Source organism: Mesorhizobium sp. WSM4884, assembly GCF_029625675.1.
In the GTDB taxonomy this organism is placed as follows: Bacteria; Pseudomonadota; Alphaproteobacteria; order Rhizobiales; family Rhizobiaceae; genus Mesorhizobium.
The window spans coordinates 36,156-53,483 of record NZ_JARTVO010000025.1 but is presented as its reverse complement, the minus strand read 5'-3'; the positions used below and the strand labels follow the sequence as shown (position 1 = coordinate 53,483).

The window sequence follows — 17,328 nt, the reverse complement described above, 5'->3', positions numbered from 1 at the left end:
CCCGGGGGTCCCCCCCCCGGGGGCCCCTCGGGATCGATCCCGCGGGCCTTTTACGAGCCGGATGACATCGCCCGAAACAAAAACCCGCCGGAACGATCCGACGGGTTTTGATTCATTTGTAGGCTCTTGAGCTGGCTCAGGGCGTACCGCCCCCACCGCCCGGGATGCCGGGCGCCAGCTTGCTGGCGCCGTTGATGACCTGGCTGAGGAAGTTCTGGTCCTTGCCGCCCGTCGGCGTCGTCCTCGAGATGAAGTCGAAGATCTTGCCGTCCTTCAGGCCGTAATTGGCGATCTGGGTGACGCGGCCGTCGGCGCCGAAATAGACCGCCAGCACGTGCTGGTCGATGATGTGCGGGTTGTCGAAGGCGACATAGCGCTTGCGCGTCTGCGATATGTAGTAGAAGGCCTCGTTGTCGAAGGTTGCCGTCGTCGACGGCGTGCCCAGCGCCAGAAGCACCTGCTCGCGACTCGAGCCGACCGGCACCGAGTCGATCGCCGCCTGATCGATGACGTAGCCTTTCGTCAGCGTTTCGCTCGGATGGAGATCACCGAACATCTTGGACGAATTGCAGCCGGAAAGCGCGGATACCGCCACCAGCAGAGAGGCCACGCCCGCCGGCACAGGCGTGAAAAACGACTTGAATTTCAGCGCACCCAACAACAATTCTCCATCACATCCCCGCAACTTGCGCTGGGCCGCAAAACCGGTAAACCAGCTTGCATGCCGATGCAACAAGGCCAAATCAAACAAAAGGTCCCCGGGAGACCACCCTCAATGTTCCAGCGCCTTTTTGGCCGCGAACGTCACGCCAACCGCGCCATCACCGAGGCGCTCTACGCACAAATCGTGGCGGCGGCGCGGCAAACCGTGTTTTATTCCGACTGGAATGTGCCGGATACGCCGCTCGGCCGCTTCGAGATGCTGTCGCTGCATATGTACCTCATCCAGCACCGGCTGCGTGGGGAGGGCGGGCCGGCCGCCGAGGTCGCGCAGGTGCTGATCGACGAGTTCTTCCTCGACGTCGATCATTCGCTGAGGGAGCTCGGCATCAGCGATGTCGGCGTGCCGAAGCGCATGAAGAAGCTGGCAAAGATGTTCTATGGCCGCACCGCGGCCTACGACGAGGCCTTGCGGGGCGACGACGGCGTGGCCCTTGCCGCGGCGCTCGCTCGTAACGTCAGGCCCGATGCCGGCGAGTGGCCGGAAGCGCCGCTGCTGGCGAGCTATGTTTCCGCGGCGTCCGGGCAGCTTGCCGCGCAGCCGACCGAATCGATCGTGTCCGGCACCGTGGTGTTCCCGGTCGCCGGAGCCGCGTGAAAGAGGCGAGAATGAAACAACACGCCGAACAGCGAAGCCCCGTATCCTTCGTCGCCAATGTCGCCCGCCTGCCGCAAAAGGGCCTGCCGGTTGTGGTCGAGGCCGATGAGCGGCAGCGTGCGGCGCTTGCCGCCGAATACGACCTGCTTTCGGTCGAGAGCTACCGCGCCGAGCTGCTGGTGGCGTCCTGGAAACGCAACGGTGTCAAGGTCAGCGGCCGCGTCGAGGCCGACATCACGCAGGCCTGCATCGTCACGCTCGATCCGATCGCGACCCATATAGACGAGCCCGTCGAGGCGTTGTTCTTGCCGGAGCAGTCGAAGCTCGGACGCGAAGGCTTCGAGGGCGGCGGCGAGATCGTCCTCGATGCCGACGGGCCGGACAGCCCGGAAACATTTTCCGGCGACACGGTCGATGTCGGCGCGCTCGCCGAGCAGTTTTTCGGTCTGGCGATCGATGCTTATCCGCGCAAGCCCGGTGCCTCGCTCGACGCCGCCGGCGAGGATCAGCCTGCGGAAAGCGAATTCCAAAAAAAGCTGCGTTCGCTGCTCGGAAAATCCTGAAGACGGCCTGGATTTTGGAAAAGTTGGTTGTGCGGCAGCCCAAAACCGCTATTTTCGCCGAACCTTCGCGAGCCCCCTTACCTCGGCATGCGCACGCCGCTAGCCAGGCAAACCGTGAGAAAAACAACGAGTGATCAGGATTTCCATCGATGCCATGGGCGGTGATCACGGACCAGGCGTGGTCATCCCGGCGCTGATGACGGTCGCCATCCGCCGCCCTGACATCCGCTTTGTCATCTATGGTCGCGAGGACGCCGTGCGTCCCGAACTGGCTAAGTTCCCGAAGCTTGCCGAGGTCAGCGAGTTCGTCCACTGCGAGATCGCGGTCCGGATGGACGACAAGCCGAGCCAGGCGCTGCGCCATGGCCGCTGGAAGTCGTCGATGTGGAAGGCGGTCGAGGCTGTGAAGAACGGCGCCGCGCAGGCCTGCATCTCGGCCGGCAACACCGGCGCGCTGATGGCGATGTCGAAATTCTGCCTGCGCACCATGGCCACCATCGACCGCCCGGCGATCGCGGCGCTTTGGCCGACGACGCGTGGCGAGAGCGTGGTGCTCGACGTTGGCGCCACCATCGGCGCGGATGCGCACCAGCTCGTCGATTTCGCCATCCTTGGCACCGGAATGGCGCGCTCGGTGTTCGGCATCGAGCGGCCGAGTGTCGGCCTGCTCAATGTCGGCGTCGAGGAGATCAAGGGCCAGGAAGAGGTCAAGGAGGCCGGGCGCATGCTGCGCGAGGCCAACATGGCCTCGATGAACTATCGCGGCTTCGTCGAGGGCGACGACATCGGCAAGGGCACGGTCGACGTTGTCGTCACCGAGGGCTTCGCCGGCAACATCGCGCTCAAGACCGCGGAGGGCACCGCAAGGCAGATCGGAGGCTATTTGCGCGCCGCCATGAGCCGCACGCTGATGGCCAGGATCGGCTATGTCTTCGCCAAAGGCGCCTTCGACCGGCTGCGCGAGAAGATGGATGTCGGCCGCTCCAACGGCGGCGTCTTCCTGGGCCTGAACGGCATCGTCGTGAAGAGCCACGGCGGTGCCGATTCGGATGGCTTCGCGGCGGCGATCGAGCTCGGCTACGACATGGTGCGCAACAATCTGCTTGACCGGATCGAGGCCGACCTCGATCTGTTCCACGCGCGCAATCCGAATGCCCAGGCAAACAGGAAATCCGGCGTCGCCGTCGACGCCGAGGAATAGGAACGAACCTTGATCAGATCAGTCGTGCGCGGCAACGGTGCCGCGCTGCCCCGCCGCATCATGAAGAATGCCGACTTCGAAGGCATGGTCGAGACCTCCGACGAGTGGATCGTCCAGCGCACCGGCATTCGCCAGCGCCACGTCGCGGCCGACGACGAGACGACGGCTTCGCTGGGCGAGGCCGCGGCGCGCGCCGCGCTTGACAGCGCGGGTTTGACGCCTGCCGACATCGACCTAATCGTGCTGGCGACATCGACCCCCAACAACACGTTCCCCGCGACCGCCGTCGATATCCAGAACCGGCTCGGCATGCATCACGGCTTTGCCTTCGACATGCAGGCCGTCTGCTCCGGCTTCGTTTATGCGGTCGCCACCGCCGACCTCTATATCCGCGGCGGGCTGGCAAGGCGCGTGCTGGTCATCGGGTCCGAAACCTTCTCGCGCATCCTCGACTGGAGCGACCGCTCGACCTGCGTGCTCTTCGGCGACGGCGCCGGCGCGATCGTTCTGGAAGCGCAGGAAGAGGCGGGCGGCATCGCCGATCGCGGCGTGCTGGCGGCCAGCCTGCGCTCGGATGGCATCCACAAGGACAAGCTTTTCGTCGACGGCGGCCCGTCGACGACGGGCACCGTCGGCCATCTCAGGATGGAAGGTCGCGAGGTGTTCAAGCACGCGGTCGGCATGATCACCGACGTCATCGAGGCGACCTTTGCCCAGGCCGGCATCACGGCGCAAGACCTCGACTGGTTCGTGCCGCATCAGGCCAATAAACGCATTATTGACGCTTCCGCCAAGAAGCTCGGGATTGCCGAACAGAAAGTGGTGGTCACCGTCGATTTGCACGGTAACACCTCGGCTGCCTCCGTGCCGCTCGCTTTGTCGGTGGCCGTCGCCGATGGTCGCATCAAGAAGGGCGACCTTGTCCTGCTCGAGGCGATGGGCGGAGGTTTCACCTGGGGCGCGGTGTTGCTCCGCTGGTAAGTGCCGAACGCTAAGTGCCGAACGCACGGGTTCGGTCCTTGACCTTGCCGGATCAATTACTTAGGCTCTGCCGTTGCCTGTATCGATTTACGTTTTTTGAGCTGATGGGACGGTCGCATGGGGGGAAAGACACTTACGCGTGCCGACCTAGCCGAGGCCGTTTACCGCAAGGTTGGTTTGTCGCGAACTGAATCGGCCGAGCTGGTCGAGGCCGTTCTGGATGAGATTTGCGAAGCCATCGTTCGCGGCGAGACGGTGAAGCTGTCTTCCTTCGCAACCTTCCATGTCCGCTCCAAGAATGAGCGCATCGGTCGCAATCCGAAGACCGGCGAGGAAGTGCCGATCCTGCCGCGCCGCGTGATGACCTTCAAATCGTCGAACGTGCTGAAGAACCGCATCCTGCGCTCGCACCAGAACAGCAAGGCCAAGGGCGGCAAATAGCGCGACGACAAATACGGTTGAAAAACGCCGTCAGCTTTGACGCCGGGCTTGAATATTGTTTCATAAATCGCTGAAATAAGGCCTGATTCGGCATAAATACCGGATCGTCGTCCAGCGTGAGGATTCGCCCATGGACAAGAGCCCCGATGCATTCCGCACCATCAGCGAAGTCGCGGAAGATCTCGACCTGCCGCAGCATGTGCTGCGCTTTTGGGAAACGCGTTTCAACCAGATCAAGCCGATGAAGCGTGGCGGCGGCCGCCGTTACTACCGGCCGCAGGATGTCGATCTGATCAAGGGCATCCGGCACATGCTCTATGACCAAGGCTACACGATCAAGGGCGTGCAGAAGCTGCTGCGCGAGAACGGCAATCACTTCCTGGTCGCCATCGGCAATGGCGACATGGCCGCGGTCGAGGCAATCGCGCAGCGCCGACAGGCCGATCAGGTGCCGCTGACGGCGGCTGCCCAGCCGCGCGGCGACGAGGATGCGCTTGTCGGCCAGCCCAAGGTGAAACCCAGCCGCCGTTTCTTCGGCCTCGGCAAGAGTGACGACGAAGGCCCCGTACAGCCGGACTCCTCGAAATTGTCACGTGACAACCGGGCTTTGCTGCAGGAGGCGCTCTTTGACCTCCTGGAGTGCAAGCGCCTGCTCGACCAGGTGCGTTGAGTTCCGGTTGCCGGTCCTGCGGGCTTGAGCCGTCAGCGGCTCTGAAAGTCGGAACTGCCGTCAAGCCCACGCGTTAGGCCTTCTCTGCAGGAGAAGGACAGCTGGCATGGCGTTGTTCGCGACCGATCATGATCTGGACAAGCAGTTTGCGGCGCTCTCGCGGCAACTCGACGATCTCAGGAAAACCTTGGCCAAACGCGGCGATGCCTATTACGAGGATAGCCGCGAGGCCGCGTCCGACTACTATTCGCAGCTCGCCGACCGCCTCCACGAGGCGCTGCCGGCGATCAGGCGCAAGGGCAAGGCGCTCGAACGCACCGCGCACGATCATCCGGCCACAGTGGCAGCGGTAGGGCTGGTCGTTGTCGGGCTGCTTGCCGGCCTGCTCATCAGCCGGCGCTGATCTTCGAGGCATACGAAACGGAGGCGGCGCGTCTACGCCACCTCCGTGCCATGGGAGCGATCAGTTCGCGAGCTTGATCCGGCTCTTCGGATCGACCTTCATGACTTGGCTGCATTTGCCGTAGACGGTGCCGTTCTTGTCCGTGGCGTCGGTATAGGTGCCTTTGCAGTCGAGCTGCAGCACCAGACAGGAACCCGAGCCCTTGCAGACGGCGCCGCCGTCGCCCGTGGGATGCGTGCCGGCAAAGGCAGGGGCTGAGACCGACCCGGAAGCCGAGACGACGAGGGCGGCGGCGAGCGAGATATGCTTGAAGTTGGTCATCTGAGCATTTCCTTCCATTGGTCGTCGGGATCGCCTTCCTGGCGTCCCGGTTGGGCCGAGGAGCGCCTTCGTGGCGTCCATGACCGCTTGGTGCGGCATCCAATGGGGAAGGTTCATGGTGCCGCACGATTTCTTCGTCGGGCGGATTGTGGTTGGGACTGCAACGCAGAAGGTCGAACGCGACCGCGCGTCCCATCAAGGCCGGTAGGTGCACGAGCCAAGCGCTGCCCCGCGCAGCGAAAGATTCCGATGGGAAAGGCATGCTTGGTCAATACAAAGAAGGCCTGTCTTCCCATCGGCAAACGGAAGGATCAGGCCTTCTTCGGAGCCATCTTCTGGTGGTGGTGACGATGATGGCGATGATGCACGCGGTGGTGATGCGTGTGATGATGACGATGGTGATGATGCTTCTTCATCGGAGCCGCGTCGGCGCTGGTCGCGCCAAGGATCGGCATCGTGAACGCCAGGGCCAGAGCCAGCCCGAGGGCGGACAGGAGGGACTTCTTCATGACTTCGTTTCCTTTCGCGGGCGCTCCGAGATTCACCGGACCAAATCGGTGACCCAGGCCTCGCGATCGGGACTATCCTCCTGGTTTTTTTCGACAATTTTTCCGGACTGTAGATTCTTGTTTCTGGATTGTTTCCGACTGAACCACGACGGCCCTGCGCGCCTGTCGGACGCGCAGGGCGCGAAGCGGCATCATGATCTTTTGGAACTCGCCGGCTTCTTCGTCTCACATCGGCGGGGCGACGCCATGATTGCCGACCACCACTCGGCGCGAAACGAGCTTGCCGTCGCTGCCGCGCGAGGCGGTGACGAACACCGCCGTCCCCGGCTTGAGATCCGCCGGTTTGGCGGTTGCGAATTTCACGATCGGCGTCGATTGCGGGATGGCGATCTGCTTCTTCTGGCCGTTGCTGTAGGTGAGCGTCACGGTCCGGCCGCTGACCTCGGTCACGTCGGCGACGGTGCCGTTCGTCATCCGGCTGTTGGGTTTAAGATCCCAGGCGCGGTCGCCCTCTCCCGTTCCCTTCAGGGCTGCCGGGAAGATCACGACTTCCAGCGCGCCACTGCCGCCGTCGGCCTTCGAAACCGATGCGATGCCGAGGAAATCGCCCTGTTTAATATCGGCGGCCGATGCCCTGGCGACGCCGGAGATCATCCAATCGGGAGAAAGGGTGACCGTATCGGTCTTGCCGTCGCGGCCTTTCACGGTCAGCGCCGTTCCGGCGAGGTCGACCACCGTGCCGCGCACCCGCACGGTGTCCGCTTGTGCTACGCTGGCAAGACTTGAAATCGTGCCGAGCACAATCGCGAATAACTTCAGTTTCATGGCATCCGATCCTTCCAAAGGGGTTTTGATGCCGCCCGCCGTCGACCACTGACAAAAACCTAACGAATTGGAGCGGGCAAAATGCCGGCAGGGCCGGCCTTCACCGCTTCAAAAGAACTTGATTGGCCGTCGCGGCACCTTACATGTCGGTGGCTTGCGGCCTTGGCCTCCGGTCGGCGGGACCGGTTCACGATGGCGTGACGGCCGCAACGGTCCCTCTTGGCAAATCACCTGTTAACGGCCATTCTCCCGCCCGTCTCAGGCAACGCCACATTTCATCGGTCTTGTTTCATCCCAAGGAGTTGCCATGCCCAACACCGCACGAAACGCTGTTTCCAACAACATCATTGCCGCGTCCGGCCTCAATCCGCTGAAAGCCGCGCGCGAAACGAGGGGATATACGATCGAGGAGCTTTCCTTGACCTGCGGCCTGGCCGTGGGTGAGATCGTCGACATCGAGGACGGCAAGGACGCCGATCCCGCCAAGCTCAGGCGAATCGCTTCCGCGCTGCAGGTGCCGGAAGAGGAATTGATAATGGTGCCGGCCTCACAGGACCGGCCCACACAACAATAAGGGCGCTCGAACGCCCACATGAAAAGCCCGCCTTGGGATTCACCTGGCGGGCTTTTTTGTGCCCTCGGCCCACAGTAGCCTGGCTCTTGCCGACGGCCGAGGCGCCATGTGCCAATCCCGGCGCCGAGATTCGGCGGTATTTGCCAACATGCCTGACGAGGTTCGCTCATGAGCTTGGAATCGGTCCGCGCTTTCTTTGCCAAGCATGCGCCCGACATCGAGGTCCTGGTCACCGAAGCAAGCTCGGCGACCGTGGCGCTGGCGGCGGAGGCACATGGTGTGATGCCGGCGCAAATCGCCAAGACCATCTGCCTGCGCGTCGGCGACGAGACCATGCTGGTCGTGGCCAGCGGCACCGCCAGGCTCGACAACCGCAAGTGCAAGGACACCCTCGGCGGCAAGCCGCGCATGCTCGACGGCGAACAGGTGCTGGAGGCGACCAGCCACCCGCCCGGCGGCGTCTGCCCCTTCGGCCTGCCGGCGCCGCTGCCGGTCTATTGCGACGTGACGCTAAGGGCCTTCGACGAGGTTGTCCCCGCGGCAGGCGCCACGAACGCCGCCGTGCGAATCGCGCCGCAAAGGATGGCCGATCTCGTCGGCGCCAAATGGGTTGATGTTTGCCAGTAGGGGATTGGTGCAGAAGGGCTTGAGGGCCAAGTCTCAGGCTTGAAATGGTCGGAGTGGCCGGATTCGAACCGACGACCCCTTGACCCCCAGTCAAGTGCGCTACCGGGCTGCGCTACACTCCGTACCGCGCAAAGCCCTATAGTCTCAAAGATTGAAGCGCAAGAGGCCAGTCGGGCAAAATCCTCGAAATTGGAACGAAGCGGATTCCGAAGTGCCGTTGGTAACCAACTGCCGAAGACCACATCGCAAGTCGGACGCTATTCGGTTGTTGGCTGACCAATGCATGTCGCGCAAAAGTGTGCAGCGGTTTTGCGAAGACGAGGTGCATAAAACGAAGACTTAAAGCGCGTCGCCTGAATCCGCTTCACCGCGACGCGCTTTAGCGAGGCCTGCCCTGTTGTGCGTGGGCGGAAATCGCTAAGGTCTCGCGATCTCTCGGGGACCAGGAGACAACCTCAGTGTCGTTGGACACGGTGCCAGCAACTCCTTATCGCATGGAGGGCGCTCGTAGCGCGATTGCTCGGGTTCGCCCACACTGGGCGCGGATGGGGATTACCAGGGTCGCCAATGTGACCGGGCTTGATCGCATAGGCATACCGGTGGTGATGGTGTGCCGCCCCAACGCTCGTTCTCTGGCTGTTTCGCAGGGTAAGGGCATCGACCTGGAAGCGGCCACGGCTTCAGGACTAATGGAAGCGGCGGAACTTTACCATGCCGAGCACATCGAGCGCCCGCTGAAGCTCGGCAGCATGGCCGAACTTTCCCAATCGCACCGGTTCGCCGAGATTGGCAGGCTGCCTCGCATCACCGGAAGGGCATTCACTAAGGACATCGTGACGCTATGGATCGAAGGCCGGGAGATGATCTCCGATGAGGCACGCTGGCTGCCGTTCGAGTCGGTGCGGGCCAACTTCACGGTTCCGCCGCCCCCCGGAAGTGGTTTTTTCGACTGCAGCAGCAACGGGCTCGCTTCCGGAAATACATTCGATGAAGCCATCCATCATGGGATTTGCGAGATCGTCGAACGCGACGCGACGGCCCTGTGGAATCGGATGCCATCCGCTCGCCGACGGCGCACCGGCGTCGACCTCGGCGGTGCGCCGGACGGCCCATGCCGCGACGTGTTGAAGAAGCTGGAAGCCGCAGACTTCGACGTCGCGGCGTGGGAAACGACCTCCGACGTCGGCGTGCCGGCCTTTTTCTGCCTGATCGTCGATCGCCGAGACCGAAACAGCCATTGCGGCATAGGTGCGGCAGCGCACCCGGTGCCGGAGACCGCCTTGCTCAAGGCGCTCATCGAAGCCGCTCAGGTGCGAACGACCTACGTATCGGCGGCGCGAGACGATCTGACCGCCGAGGAATATGGCGAAGACTATCGGGAGAAACGCCGTCGGCACGCCGAGAGATTGCTGGCCGATTGTTCCGCAACGAGGCGAATTGCCTCTGCCGCGGGGAGGGCCGCACGAGGGATCGAGCAGAATGTGGCCTGGCTGATCGAAAGGTTGCAGGCGGCTGGCGTAAGCGAGATCATCGCCGTCGATCTGGCCAAGGAGGATATCGGCCTGCCTGTGGTTCGCGTGGTGATACCTGGCCTGGAAGGTCCCGACGATCATGACGCCTATGTGCCCGGCGAGCGAGCCCGCCGAATGTCGGACGAGGGACAATGAATCCGGTTGTGTTTTGCGGACCAAGTCTGCGGGCGCACGACATCGCACCTTACGATGGATTCGAATTCCGCCCCCCAGTACGCCAAGGAGACCTCTATACCGCCGCTCGCGGCGACCCAAGAGCAATCGGCGTCATCGACGGCTATTTCGATGGTCAGCCGGCCGTCTTGCACAAGGAGATACTTTGGGCCTTGACGCAAGGGATCGCCGTGTTCGGCGCATCCAGCATGGGCGCGCTCCGCGCCGCGGAGTTGCATTCATTCGGCATGCGCGGCGTCGGGCACATTTTCGAAGCCTATCGCGACGGCGAACTCATCGACGACGACGAGGTCGCGCTTATCCATGGTCCGCCGGAAACCGGCTATATCCACCTGAGCGAGCCGATGGTGAATATTCGCGCGACGCTCGAGCAGGCGGTCGCACAAGAGATCATCGACAGGCCGACATGCGCGCGTCTGGCAGCTTCGTCCAAGGCGCGGTTCTATCGGGATAGGACCTGGGCGGACGTCCTGGAAGACGTCGGCGATCCCCGAACGGCGCAGGAGCTGGCGGCCTGGCTGCGGACAGGCAAGGTCGACAGGAAGCGCGAGGACGGATTGCAACTGCTGAAGGAGATGGAGGCGTTTGTCCGCCGCGGCGTTGCACAAGCGCCTCCCGACTTCCACTTCGAGTGGACGGAAAACTGGCACAATGCATCCTGGCGAAATGAAACGGCGTGGATCAGCAACAAAGCTACTGCCGAGGAAGCTGCCATCCTCGATGAGCTTCGGCTGCGCGGCGACTATGCGCGGTTGCGTCGTGAGGCACTGCTACGTCTGCTTGCCCGCGGCGATGACGCAACGCCGGATCGCCTGGCGGTCAGGCGCGCCATGGGCGAGTTTCGCTCGCGGCGAAGGCTTATGCGGCAAACGGACGTAATCGACTGGATACGCAAAAACGGAACGGATCTACCGGGCCTAGAGCGCATGATCGAGGATGATGCGGCCGTCGAGATGCTCGCGCGAGATCGCGATGCCGAGCTGCATCGAGGCATCCTCGACCGGTTACGCGAACTCGAGCTCTACCCTGGCTATCGAGAGAATGCCCTGGCCAGACAGCGTCACTCGCCATCGTTATCCGCGCCGATGCCTCGTGCCCTGCTCGCTGCCTGGTTTTTCGAGGAACAACTCGGCCGCGCCATACCTCGAGACATTGCCGACTATGCCACTTCCATCGGATTGCCCGGTGTCGACAAGTTCTATGACCTTCTGGCTCATGGATATGCTTTCGCGGCCGGCCGCAGCTCGCCCGACGACTCTGGCCTGACCGACGAAATCGGGCTAACTTGAAACCGCATTCGCTGACGATATCGCGACGTGCATGCCTTTGTCCGTACGGGGGGACAATCGTGACATCTGGAGGGGAAGACTCTGTATTCGAGAATGGAACGCGCTTCCGGCTGTTTGCCCAAGCGCCGTTCCTTAGGGCTTTCCACCGGCCCGAAATCGTGCACGTGTCGTCGCCTGCGGGGTCCGTTGGCCCCGGCCCCGGTGACAGGCGCATGTATGTCGTCGACCCCATTGGCAAGGCGTTTGCCTACGGCCTGGCGGAAAATGTGCGCGGTGACCCGCTCTATTTAATGCCGCCTTGGCGCGGCGATGTCTTTCCTCCGGCGTTTCCCGATGTCGACGGGCATTTCGATCACATCGGCCCGGACGATCCGACATTCGAGGCTGCGCATCTGTTTGGCTCGGTGCGTTTCACCCTGGACGTGTGGGAGAAGTATTTCGGCCATCCCATCACCTGGCATTTCCAGCGCGACCTCGACCGGCTGGAACTGGTGATACAGCGCAATCTGCACGAAAACGCCTTCATGGGTTACGGTTTTCTGGAGGTCGGCATACACGAGACGCCCGATGGCCAGGTCGAGCCGTTCACGCTCAACTTCGACGTTGTCGCCCACGAGGTCGGCCACTGCGTCATCTATTCCATCATCGGCGTGCCCGACCCCGGGACAGCCAGCGCGGAATATTACGGTTTTCACGAATCCTCTGCCGACCTTGCTGCGCTCGTCGCGGCCCTGCATTTCGATTCCGTGGTGGACGAGTTGTTGGAAGCGAGCCACGGCAATCTTTACACGCACAATCTCGTCAACCGCATCGCCGAGCTATCCGGTAACAGCCAGATCAGGCTCGCTGCCAACCCGCTATCGATGCTGGATTTCGTCCAGGGCTGGAGCGACGAGCATGCTCTCGCCCAACCGCTCACCGGTGCGATGTTCGACATTTTCGTCGACCTCTTTCACGAGGAGTTGGTCGCCCGCGGTCTGATCACCCAGGACCAGGAAGATCTGTCCGACAGGCTGGAGGACAGCCCCGACTATTTCCGCGTCATCCAGCCGATGTTCGACGAAGCCTATGCTGCGTCACCCTGGGCGTTTCGCGAGGCATTGGTCGCTTCGCGCGACGAGCTCGGCATGCTTCTTGCCGAAACCTGGCGTCGGCTGTCGCCGGATGGTCTCAGCTATGCCGAGGTCGGGAACACGTTGCGCGCCGTCGACAGGATGATGACCGGCGGACGCTGGCGCACCATCATCGACGTCAATCTCAATCGCAGGGCGATCGGTTTTGTGAGTGCCGGCCCCAAAATCAAGCCTTTCGGGCCGAAAAGCCACTTCGGTTTGCCGAGGGTATTCGTCCCGGCGCGTCATGGCGCTTGTTGTGCACGGCACCTGCGCATCGCGAGACATGCGGGAACGCGAAGCGGCCTGACCAGAAGCAGCAGGGCTGGCGTTCTTTGAATAAGACGAGGAGGACCATCTTATGCAATACGTCGTAACGGAAATCATGGATAGCATCGAACTACTGCAGGATCATGTAAATAACATATCTAAAAAACGGGGCAGGGTCATAAGTGTACTATGGCGTGAAAGCGACCGTGTTTATGTTGTGACGCATGAGTTGGAAGTAGATGAGAGACAAAGCCGAGGCCAAAAGGCTGCCTGATGACAAAAATCATACTATTTAACACGTTAGATAAATGATCCAGAAACCGGAGGGTAGCGGCAATGGTAGAGAGCCTTCTTAGCGTGTCGGGTATAAATCTATTCGGCCATTTTGTGATCGATTTGCAGGTGGTGAACCCACTTCTGAATCCGATCATGGCACAGGTAGCGACGGCGAAGCATGTACCAGCGTTGACTGGCAATAAGGTCGTGAATGGCCTGCGTGTGGCAAATAAGAACAAGGTTGTCGTCTGGAAACAGAAGGTTTTGGATCAGATTGGGGTTTATACGGTAGGCGGCGCAGACAGTGCGTGGACCAAGGATGACACGCCTACCGGTGCAATAATCCAGGTGACGGGCGGGGATAGCTTTGTCGGTTTTTTCATGAAGCTTGAGAGCGGGTTCGAATTCATCGGCCGCCGCCCGGGCGCGGGAAACCGAAGCGGGAAGAACAGGCTGCTTGAAGATCAGTTGGAAAACGGCAGGTTTGCAAGGATATATGGCTTCAGTTTCGAGGGAAGCTACTACGACCTCCCAAGGCCTATAATATTTCTGGTGCACGGAGATGGGGAGCTTGTGGCGGAGGATCTCGGCACGTTCAGTGCCGCCCGCTCACCCAGTCCGACCGGGCTGACGGGCCTCGCGGCAGCCGACTTCGACTTCGCCGATGGCCTGCGAGTCTGGTCCTACGACAAGGCCGACTACACGGTCCGCATGGATGTCGAGACAGGCATGTTCGAGGATGTGCTGCTTGCCGCGACGCTCGGCGGCGGACCAGGAGGCATGGATAGCGCCGGCATGAGCGCGCGCGGGATGAGCGCAAGGGGGATGAGCGCGCGCGGCATGAGCGCGAGGGGGATGAGCGCGCGTGGCATGAGCGCCCGCGGCGGCGGCAACAGCGACTGACCGCATGGAATGCGGGTTTTAGCGTGTGCCGGCATCGTGCCGGGATTGGCGACGGCTTGGGGGCGGCGATACGGAACTGCGCCGTCCCGAGGGGCCCGTCGCGCCGAGCGGATGACCGGGATGCGGCATATTTCGGGCATCGCTCCTTGGGCGGACCATGGTCCCGGCGACACTCCCTTGAGCACGATCTAATGTGCCATTCTTTCCGTGCTGCAGTGCGCGGTATCTGCGTGCTATATGGTGCATTGATTTGCGTTGCGAGCGCGGACAAGGGAAGCCATGGCCATCAGCCGATACGAGATGCTTAGTCGAAAGCTGTCGGCGATCGTCTACGCGGACGTGCACGGCTACAGCCGCCTGATGGATCAGGACGAGGCAGGGACGGTTGTCCGCCTGACCCGATCGCTTAACTTGATACGCGGCCTGGCCGGCGACTATGGCGGTTCAATTGTCGACACCGCCGGCGACGGCCTGGTGGTGCTGTTCCCCAGCGCAACCCAGGCATTGCATTTCGCGGTCGAGATGCAGCGGGAGCTGTCCAACGAGGCGGTATGGTCGGGCGCCGACGATCCCATCACCTACCGGATTGGAATTACTGTTGGAGACACGATCGCCAGCGACGGCACCATCTATGGCCACGGCATCAATTTGGCCGCCCGAATCCAATCGCTGGCGGCGCCGCGCGGCATTTGCATCGCCGAATCCGTTCGCCAATTTGTTCGCGATGACCCGGAGTGCTCGTTCCGGTCGCTGGGCAAGCAAAAGCTGAAGAACATTGCCGAGGAAGTCGAGGTCTTCGCCGTCGATTTCGAATTGTCGCATTCCGAGTCCGCAACACCGCCGCTGCTCTTCGCCCCTGCGCCCGAGCGTTTCGTGCCGGAGAGTTCGCTGGCAGTCCTGCCGCTCGAGAACGTTTCGGGCGACCCGGCCGATTTTCATTTGTGCCAGGGTGTCGTGGCGGACCTCATTTCCAATCTGTGCCGATTCCGCAACCTGATGGTGATCGCGCGGCACTCGACGATTGCCGTTGTCGCGCAGACGCAATCACTGCGCGAGATCGCCAATCAATTGGGCGTTCGCTATCTCCTCTCGGGCAGTCTACGCCGGGCAGGCAACCGTCTTCGGGTTGCAATGGACCTGATCGAAGCGCAAACCGAGCACACCATCTGGTCGGAACGCTACGACGGCAGCATCGAGGACGTCTTCGCCTTCCAGGACGACGTTACGGCCACGACTGCGTCGCGGCTGGCCATACAGATCGACATGGCCGAGAAGCGGCGGCTTATGGCGCATAACCATCCCAATATTCACGCCTACGGCATGATCTTGCGCGGACAGGATCTCAGCTTCCGCTTCCGCCCGGAGAGCAATTGGCATGCCAGGCGCCTCTACGAGCAGGCGCGCAATCTCGATCCCGGCTATGCCCGCAGCTATGCGGCCCTGTCGCGGACGTTCAATGTCGAGTGGCGTTATGCGTGGACCAAGGATCCGGAAGCTGCGCTGAACGAGGCGTTGAAACTGGCGAATCTGGCCGTCCAGCATGACGACCTGGATGCGCGCGGCTACTCCGAGATGGGTTTGGCCCACCTCTACAAGAAGCAGCACGATCCGGCGATCGCCGCCTACGAACGCGCCCTGCAACTCAATCCCAACGACGCCGATCTGCTGGCCGAGATGGGTGACTGCCTTGTTTATGTCAGGCAGGCGGAGCGCTCCGTGAAGCTGCTGGAGCGGGCGATGCGTCTCAATCCCTACTATCCCGACGCTTATCTCTGGTATCTTGGCGATGCCTATTTTCAGCTGGGCGAATATGAAAAAACGATAGAGACACTGCAAAAGATGCGGGATGGCTCAGAGGGTCATCGGCTCATGGCTGCGAGCCATGCCTATCTCGGCAACACAAGGGAAGCCGAGATGCATGCCCATGCGCTGTTGGAGGTGCACCCCAACTTCACCACCGAGCAGTGGCGCAAGGTGCCCCCGCATAAATATCCCGAGGACACTGAGCTGCTTGTCGATGGTTTGCGCAAGGCCGGCTTAAAGTAGCGCGGCCGCAGCCGCGACAGGCGCTCGCGCCAGCCGCAATTGCTTCTGATGCCGGTACTCGAGCGCGATCGCGCCCCAGATCAGCCCGAGCAGCAGATAGAGATGGCGCCAGTGGTCGATGTCGATGAAGGTGCCGAGCCCGATATTGCCGAGATAGGCGACATAGGCGCAAAGCAGATAGGGCTGCCATGGCCGGTCGCGCAGCAGAATGCGAAAACCGGCCCCGATCGTCCACAACGTCAGCGTCAGGAACGAGACGAAGCCCAGCCAGCCATAGTCCATCAGCGCCTTCAGCCAGATGTCGTGCGTATCCTCGCCATAGATGGTGCCGAACACCAGAGGACCGATGCCGAATGGATGCTCCATCGCCATCTGAAAACCGATCGTGTAGCGCGCGAAGCGGCCGAGACGCGCGGTATCATAGCTCTGCTCGAGATGCGCGCGCTGCGTGAACATGTCCGACACGCCGGGCAACTGCAGGATGACGAGGATGGCGATGACAAGCAGCGCGACGGCTCCGATCGTCATCACCACCAGCCGTAGCCGGAACATGCCACTGGCGCTCTGCAGGAACAGGCAAGCGGTGAGCAGGACCGCCGACACCGCGAACATGCCCCAGGCGCCGCGCGAGAAGGAGAAGAAGATGCCGGCGGCGATGATCAGCAACGGCACCGCCAGCAGCGGCATGCGCGACACCGGACCGGTCAAAAGCAGGTAGAGCAGGTAAGTGCCGGGCATTACCAGGAACGGCCCGAACACGTTCGGGTCCTGGAAGGCGCCGGCGGCGCGGTCGTATTTGGTGAACATCTCCGCGCCAGGGAAGGCGTGGAAATAGCCGGCGATGCCGAGCAGCGACGTCGCGACGGCCGAGACCACATAGGCGATGAAGATCAGCCGGTAGAGGTCCGGCTGAACCGACGTCACAGAGGCGAAGAAGACCGCGCTGAAGGCCAGGAACAGCGAGACGGCGAGATAGAGCGGCGTGTTGGCGAGATCCGCCATCTGCGTCATCGCCATCATGCCGCCGATGTTCATCGCCACCAACAACACCAGCAGCGGCAGTATGGCCCGCGATATTCTCAGGCCGAACAGCGCCCAGACGGCGATCAGCCCGGCCATATAGAGCTCGTAGGGCGCGGGCTCGCTGATGACGAAGCCGGAAAGCAGGATGCCGACGACGATCGCCGCCGACGAGATCAGCGCGATCAGCTTGGCGTTGACCGCGGAAGGCGGCAACTGGTTGACCGCCCGAGGCGGCAACTGGTTGACCGCCCGAGGCGGCCACTGGTCGAC

General features: G+C 62.2%; 19 protein-coding genes and 1 tRNA gene. 14 read left to right on the top strand and 6 right to left on the bottom strand.

All coding sequences use genetic code 11. The features are described 5' to 3' along the window. Positions 1-136 precede the first annotated feature (136 nt). Positions 137-658 carry an outer membrane protein assembly factor BamE gene (locus P9236_RS27220; protein ID WP_278077722.1) on the bottom strand — a complete coding sequence of 174 codons (522 nt, stop codon included), beginning with the start codon at positions 656-658 and terminating at the stop codon, positions 137-139. 117 nt (positions 659-775) lie between these two features. Here P9236_RS27220 and P9236_RS27215 point away from each other — a divergent pair, with 117 nt between their 5' ends. The 7 genes from P9236_RS27215 (at position 776) to P9236_RS27185 (ending at position 5,577) form a co-directional block, all read left to right on the top strand. Further along, complete coding sequence (locus P9236_RS27215; RefSeq protein ID WP_278077721.1) at positions 776-1,318, top strand: ubiquinol-cytochrome C chaperone family protein; 543 nt, start codon at positions 776-778, stop codon at positions 1,316-1,318. An 11-nt stretch (positions 1,319-1,329) separates the two neighbouring features. After that, positions 1,330-1,881: a YceD family protein gene (locus tag P9236_RS27210; RefSeq protein WP_278077720.1), complete on the top strand. Its 552-nt coding sequence runs from the start codon at positions 1,330-1,332 to the stop codon at positions 1,879-1,881. A gap of 130 nt (positions 1,882-2,011) precedes the next feature. Then, positions 2,012-3,082 carry a phosphate acyltransferase PlsX gene (gene plsX, locus P9236_RS27205; RefSeq protein WP_278077719.1) on the top strand — a complete coding sequence of 357 codons (1,071 nt, stop codon included), beginning with the start codon at positions 2,012-2,014 and terminating at the stop codon, positions 3,080-3,082. A gap of 9 nt (positions 3,083-3,091) precedes the next feature. Continuing rightward, on the top strand, positions 3,092-4,063 hold the full coding sequence (locus P9236_RS27200; protein WP_278077718.1) for a beta-ketoacyl-ACP synthase III: 972 nt from the start codon (positions 3,092-3,094) through the stop codon (positions 4,061-4,063). A 117-nt stretch (positions 4,064-4,180) separates the two neighbouring features. After that, complete coding sequence (locus P9236_RS27195) at positions 4,181-4,504, top strand: integration host factor subunit alpha (RefSeq protein WP_010915609.1); 324 nt, start codon at positions 4,181-4,183, stop codon at positions 4,502-4,504. A gap of 130 nt (positions 4,505-4,634) precedes the next feature. Next, positions 4,635-5,174 (top strand): MerR family transcriptional regulator, encoded by a 540-nt coding sequence (locus P9236_RS27190; RefSeq protein ID WP_278077717.1) that lies wholly within the window; start codon positions 4,635-4,637, stop codon positions 5,172-5,174. A 106-nt stretch (positions 5,175-5,280) separates the two neighbouring features. Next, a complete protein-coding gene (locus P9236_RS27185; protein ID WP_278077716.1) occupies positions 5,281-5,577 on the top strand; it encodes a hypothetical protein in 297 nt (98 codons plus the stop codon). A gap of 60 nt (positions 5,578-5,637) precedes the next feature. On the opposite strand, the gene P9236_RS27180 is transcribed toward P9236_RS27185, so the two are convergent. From P9236_RS27180 to P9236_RS27170, 3 genes are all read right to left on the bottom strand, one after another. Beyond that, positions 5,638-5,898: a hypothetical protein gene (locus P9236_RS27180; RefSeq protein ID WP_278077715.1), complete on the bottom strand. Its 261-nt coding sequence runs from the start codon at positions 5,896-5,898 to the stop codon at positions 5,638-5,640. A 311-nt stretch (positions 5,899-6,209) separates the two neighbouring features. Then, complete coding sequence (locus P9236_RS27175; RefSeq protein WP_278077714.1) at positions 6,210-6,407, bottom strand: hypothetical protein; 198 nt, start codon at positions 6,405-6,407, stop codon at positions 6,210-6,212. A gap of 225 nt (positions 6,408-6,632) precedes the next feature. Continuing rightward, the gene (locus P9236_RS27170) at positions 6,633-7,232 is read right to left on the bottom strand and encodes a hypothetical protein (protein WP_278077713.1); all 600 of its coding nucleotides are present in this window, start codon (positions 7,230-7,232) and stop codon (positions 6,633-6,635) included. A 307-nt stretch (positions 7,233-7,539) separates the two neighbouring features. On the opposite strand from P9236_RS27170, the gene P9236_RS27165 reads away from it, so the two are divergent. Next, positions 7,540-7,806, top strand: a complete 267-nt coding sequence (locus P9236_RS27165; RefSeq protein ID WP_278077712.1) for a helix-turn-helix transcriptional regulator — start codon at positions 7,540-7,542, stop codon at positions 7,804-7,806. 168 nt (positions 7,807-7,974) lie between these two features. Further along, entirely contained in the window at positions 7,975-8,433 is a 459-nt protein-coding gene (locus tag P9236_RS27160; protein WP_278077711.1) for a YbaK/EbsC family protein, read from the top strand. A gap of 45 nt (positions 8,434-8,478) precedes the next feature. On the opposite strand, the gene P9236_RS27155 is transcribed toward P9236_RS27160, so the two are convergent. Further along, positions 8,479-8,555 (bottom strand) — tRNA-Pro (locus tag P9236_RS27155). Positions 8,556-8,927: 372 nt separating this feature from the next. Between P9236_RS27155 and P9236_RS27150 the strand changes: the two genes are divergently transcribed. From P9236_RS27150 to P9236_RS27130, 5 genes are all read left to right on the top strand, one after another. Next, on the top strand, positions 8,928-10,100 hold the full coding sequence (locus P9236_RS27150; protein ID WP_278077739.1) for a YcaO-like family protein: 1,173 nt from the start codon (positions 8,928-8,930) through the stop codon (positions 10,098-10,100). Beyond that, the gene (locus P9236_RS27145) at positions 10,097-11,428 is read left to right on the top strand and encodes a TfuA-like protein (protein ID WP_278077710.1); all 1,332 of its coding nucleotides are present in this window, start codon (positions 10,097-10,099) and stop codon (positions 11,426-11,428) included. Before P9236_RS27150 ends, P9236_RS27145 begins: the two co-directional genes overlap by 4 nt. A 212-nt stretch (positions 11,429-11,640) precedes the next feature. After that, entirely contained in the window at positions 11,641-12,879 is a 1,239-nt protein-coding gene (locus P9236_RS27140) for a hypothetical protein (RefSeq protein ID WP_278077709.1), read from the top strand. Positions 12,880-13,146: 267 nt separating this feature from the next. After that, on the top strand, positions 13,147-13,989 hold the full coding sequence (locus P9236_RS27135) for a hypothetical protein (protein ID WP_278077708.1): 843 nt from the start codon (positions 13,147-13,149) through the stop codon (positions 13,987-13,989). A 279-nt stretch (positions 13,990-14,268) separates the two neighbouring features. Further along, positions 14,269-16,035, top strand: a complete 1,767-nt coding sequence (locus P9236_RS27130; protein WP_278077707.1) for a tetratricopeptide repeat protein — start codon at positions 14,269-14,271, stop codon at positions 16,033-16,035. Here the strand turns inward: P9236_RS27130 and P9236_RS27125 are convergent. Then, positions 16,027-17,217, bottom strand: coding sequence for an O-antigen ligase family protein (locus P9236_RS27125; protein WP_278077738.1), 1,191 nt, complete (start codon positions 17,215-17,217; stop codon positions 16,027-16,029). The two genes, P9236_RS27130 and P9236_RS27125, sit on opposite strands and share 9 nt — an antisense overlap. Positions 17,218-17,328: the final 111 nt, after the last annotated feature.

What these genes read in the sequence shown, in the direction of transcription:
- P9236_RS27215 (WP_278077721.1), top strand. Translation starts at nt 776, where the DNA reads ATGTTCCAGCGCCTTTTTGGCCGCGAACGTCACGCCAACCGCGCCATC.
- P9236_RS27210 (WP_278077720.1), top strand. Translation starts at nt 1,330, where the DNA reads ATGAAACAACACGCCGAACAGCGAAGCCCCGTATCCTTCGTCGCCAAT.
- P9236_RS27195 (WP_010915609.1), top strand. Translation starts at nt 4,181, where the DNA reads ATGGGGGGAAAGACACTTACGCGTGCCGACCTAGCCGAGGCCGTTTAC.
- P9236_RS27190 (WP_278077717.1), top strand. Translation starts at nt 4,635, where the DNA reads ATGGACAAGAGCCCCGATGCATTCCGCACCATCAGCGAAGTCGCGGAA.
- P9236_RS27185 (WP_278077716.1), top strand. Translation starts at nt 5,281, where the DNA reads ATGGCGTTGTTCGCGACCGATCATGATCTGGACAAGCAGTTTGCGGCG.
- P9236_RS27180 (WP_278077715.1), bottom strand. Translation starts at nt 5,898, where the DNA reads ATGACCAACTTCAAGCATATCTCGCTCGCCGCCGCCCTCGTCGTCTCG.
- P9236_RS27175 (WP_278077714.1), bottom strand. Translation starts at nt 6,407, where the DNA reads ATGAAGAAGTCCCTCCTGTCCGCCCTCGGGCTGGCTCTGGCCCTGGCG.
- P9236_RS27170 (WP_278077713.1), bottom strand. Translation starts at nt 7,232, where the DNA reads ATGAAACTGAAGTTATTCGCGATTGTGCTCGGCACGATTTCAAGTCTT.
- P9236_RS27165 (WP_278077712.1), top strand. Translation starts at nt 7,540, where the DNA reads ATGCCCAACACCGCACGAAACGCTGTTTCCAACAACATCATTGCCGCG.
- P9236_RS27160 (WP_278077711.1), top strand. Translation starts at nt 7,975, where the DNA reads ATGAGCTTGGAATCGGTCCGCGCTTTCTTTGCCAAGCATGCGCCCGAC.
- P9236_RS27150 (WP_278077739.1), top strand. Translation starts at nt 8,928, where the DNA reads ATGGAGGGCGCTCGTAGCGCGATTGCTCGGGTTCGCCCACACTGGGCG.
- P9236_RS27145 (WP_278077710.1), top strand. Translation starts at nt 10,097, where the DNA reads ATGAATCCGGTTGTGTTTTGCGGACCAAGTCTGCGGGCGCACGACATC.
- P9236_RS27140 (WP_278077709.1), top strand. Translation starts at nt 11,641, where the DNA reads ATGTATGTCGTCGACCCCATTGGCAAGGCGTTTGCCTACGGCCTGGCG.
- P9236_RS27135 (WP_278077708.1), top strand. Translation starts at nt 13,147, where the DNA reads ATGGTAGAGAGCCTTCTTAGCGTGTCGGGTATAAATCTATTCGGCCAT.
- P9236_RS27130 (WP_278077707.1), top strand. Translation starts at nt 14,269, where the DNA reads ATGGCCATCAGCCGATACGAGATGCTTAGTCGAAAGCTGTCGGCGATC.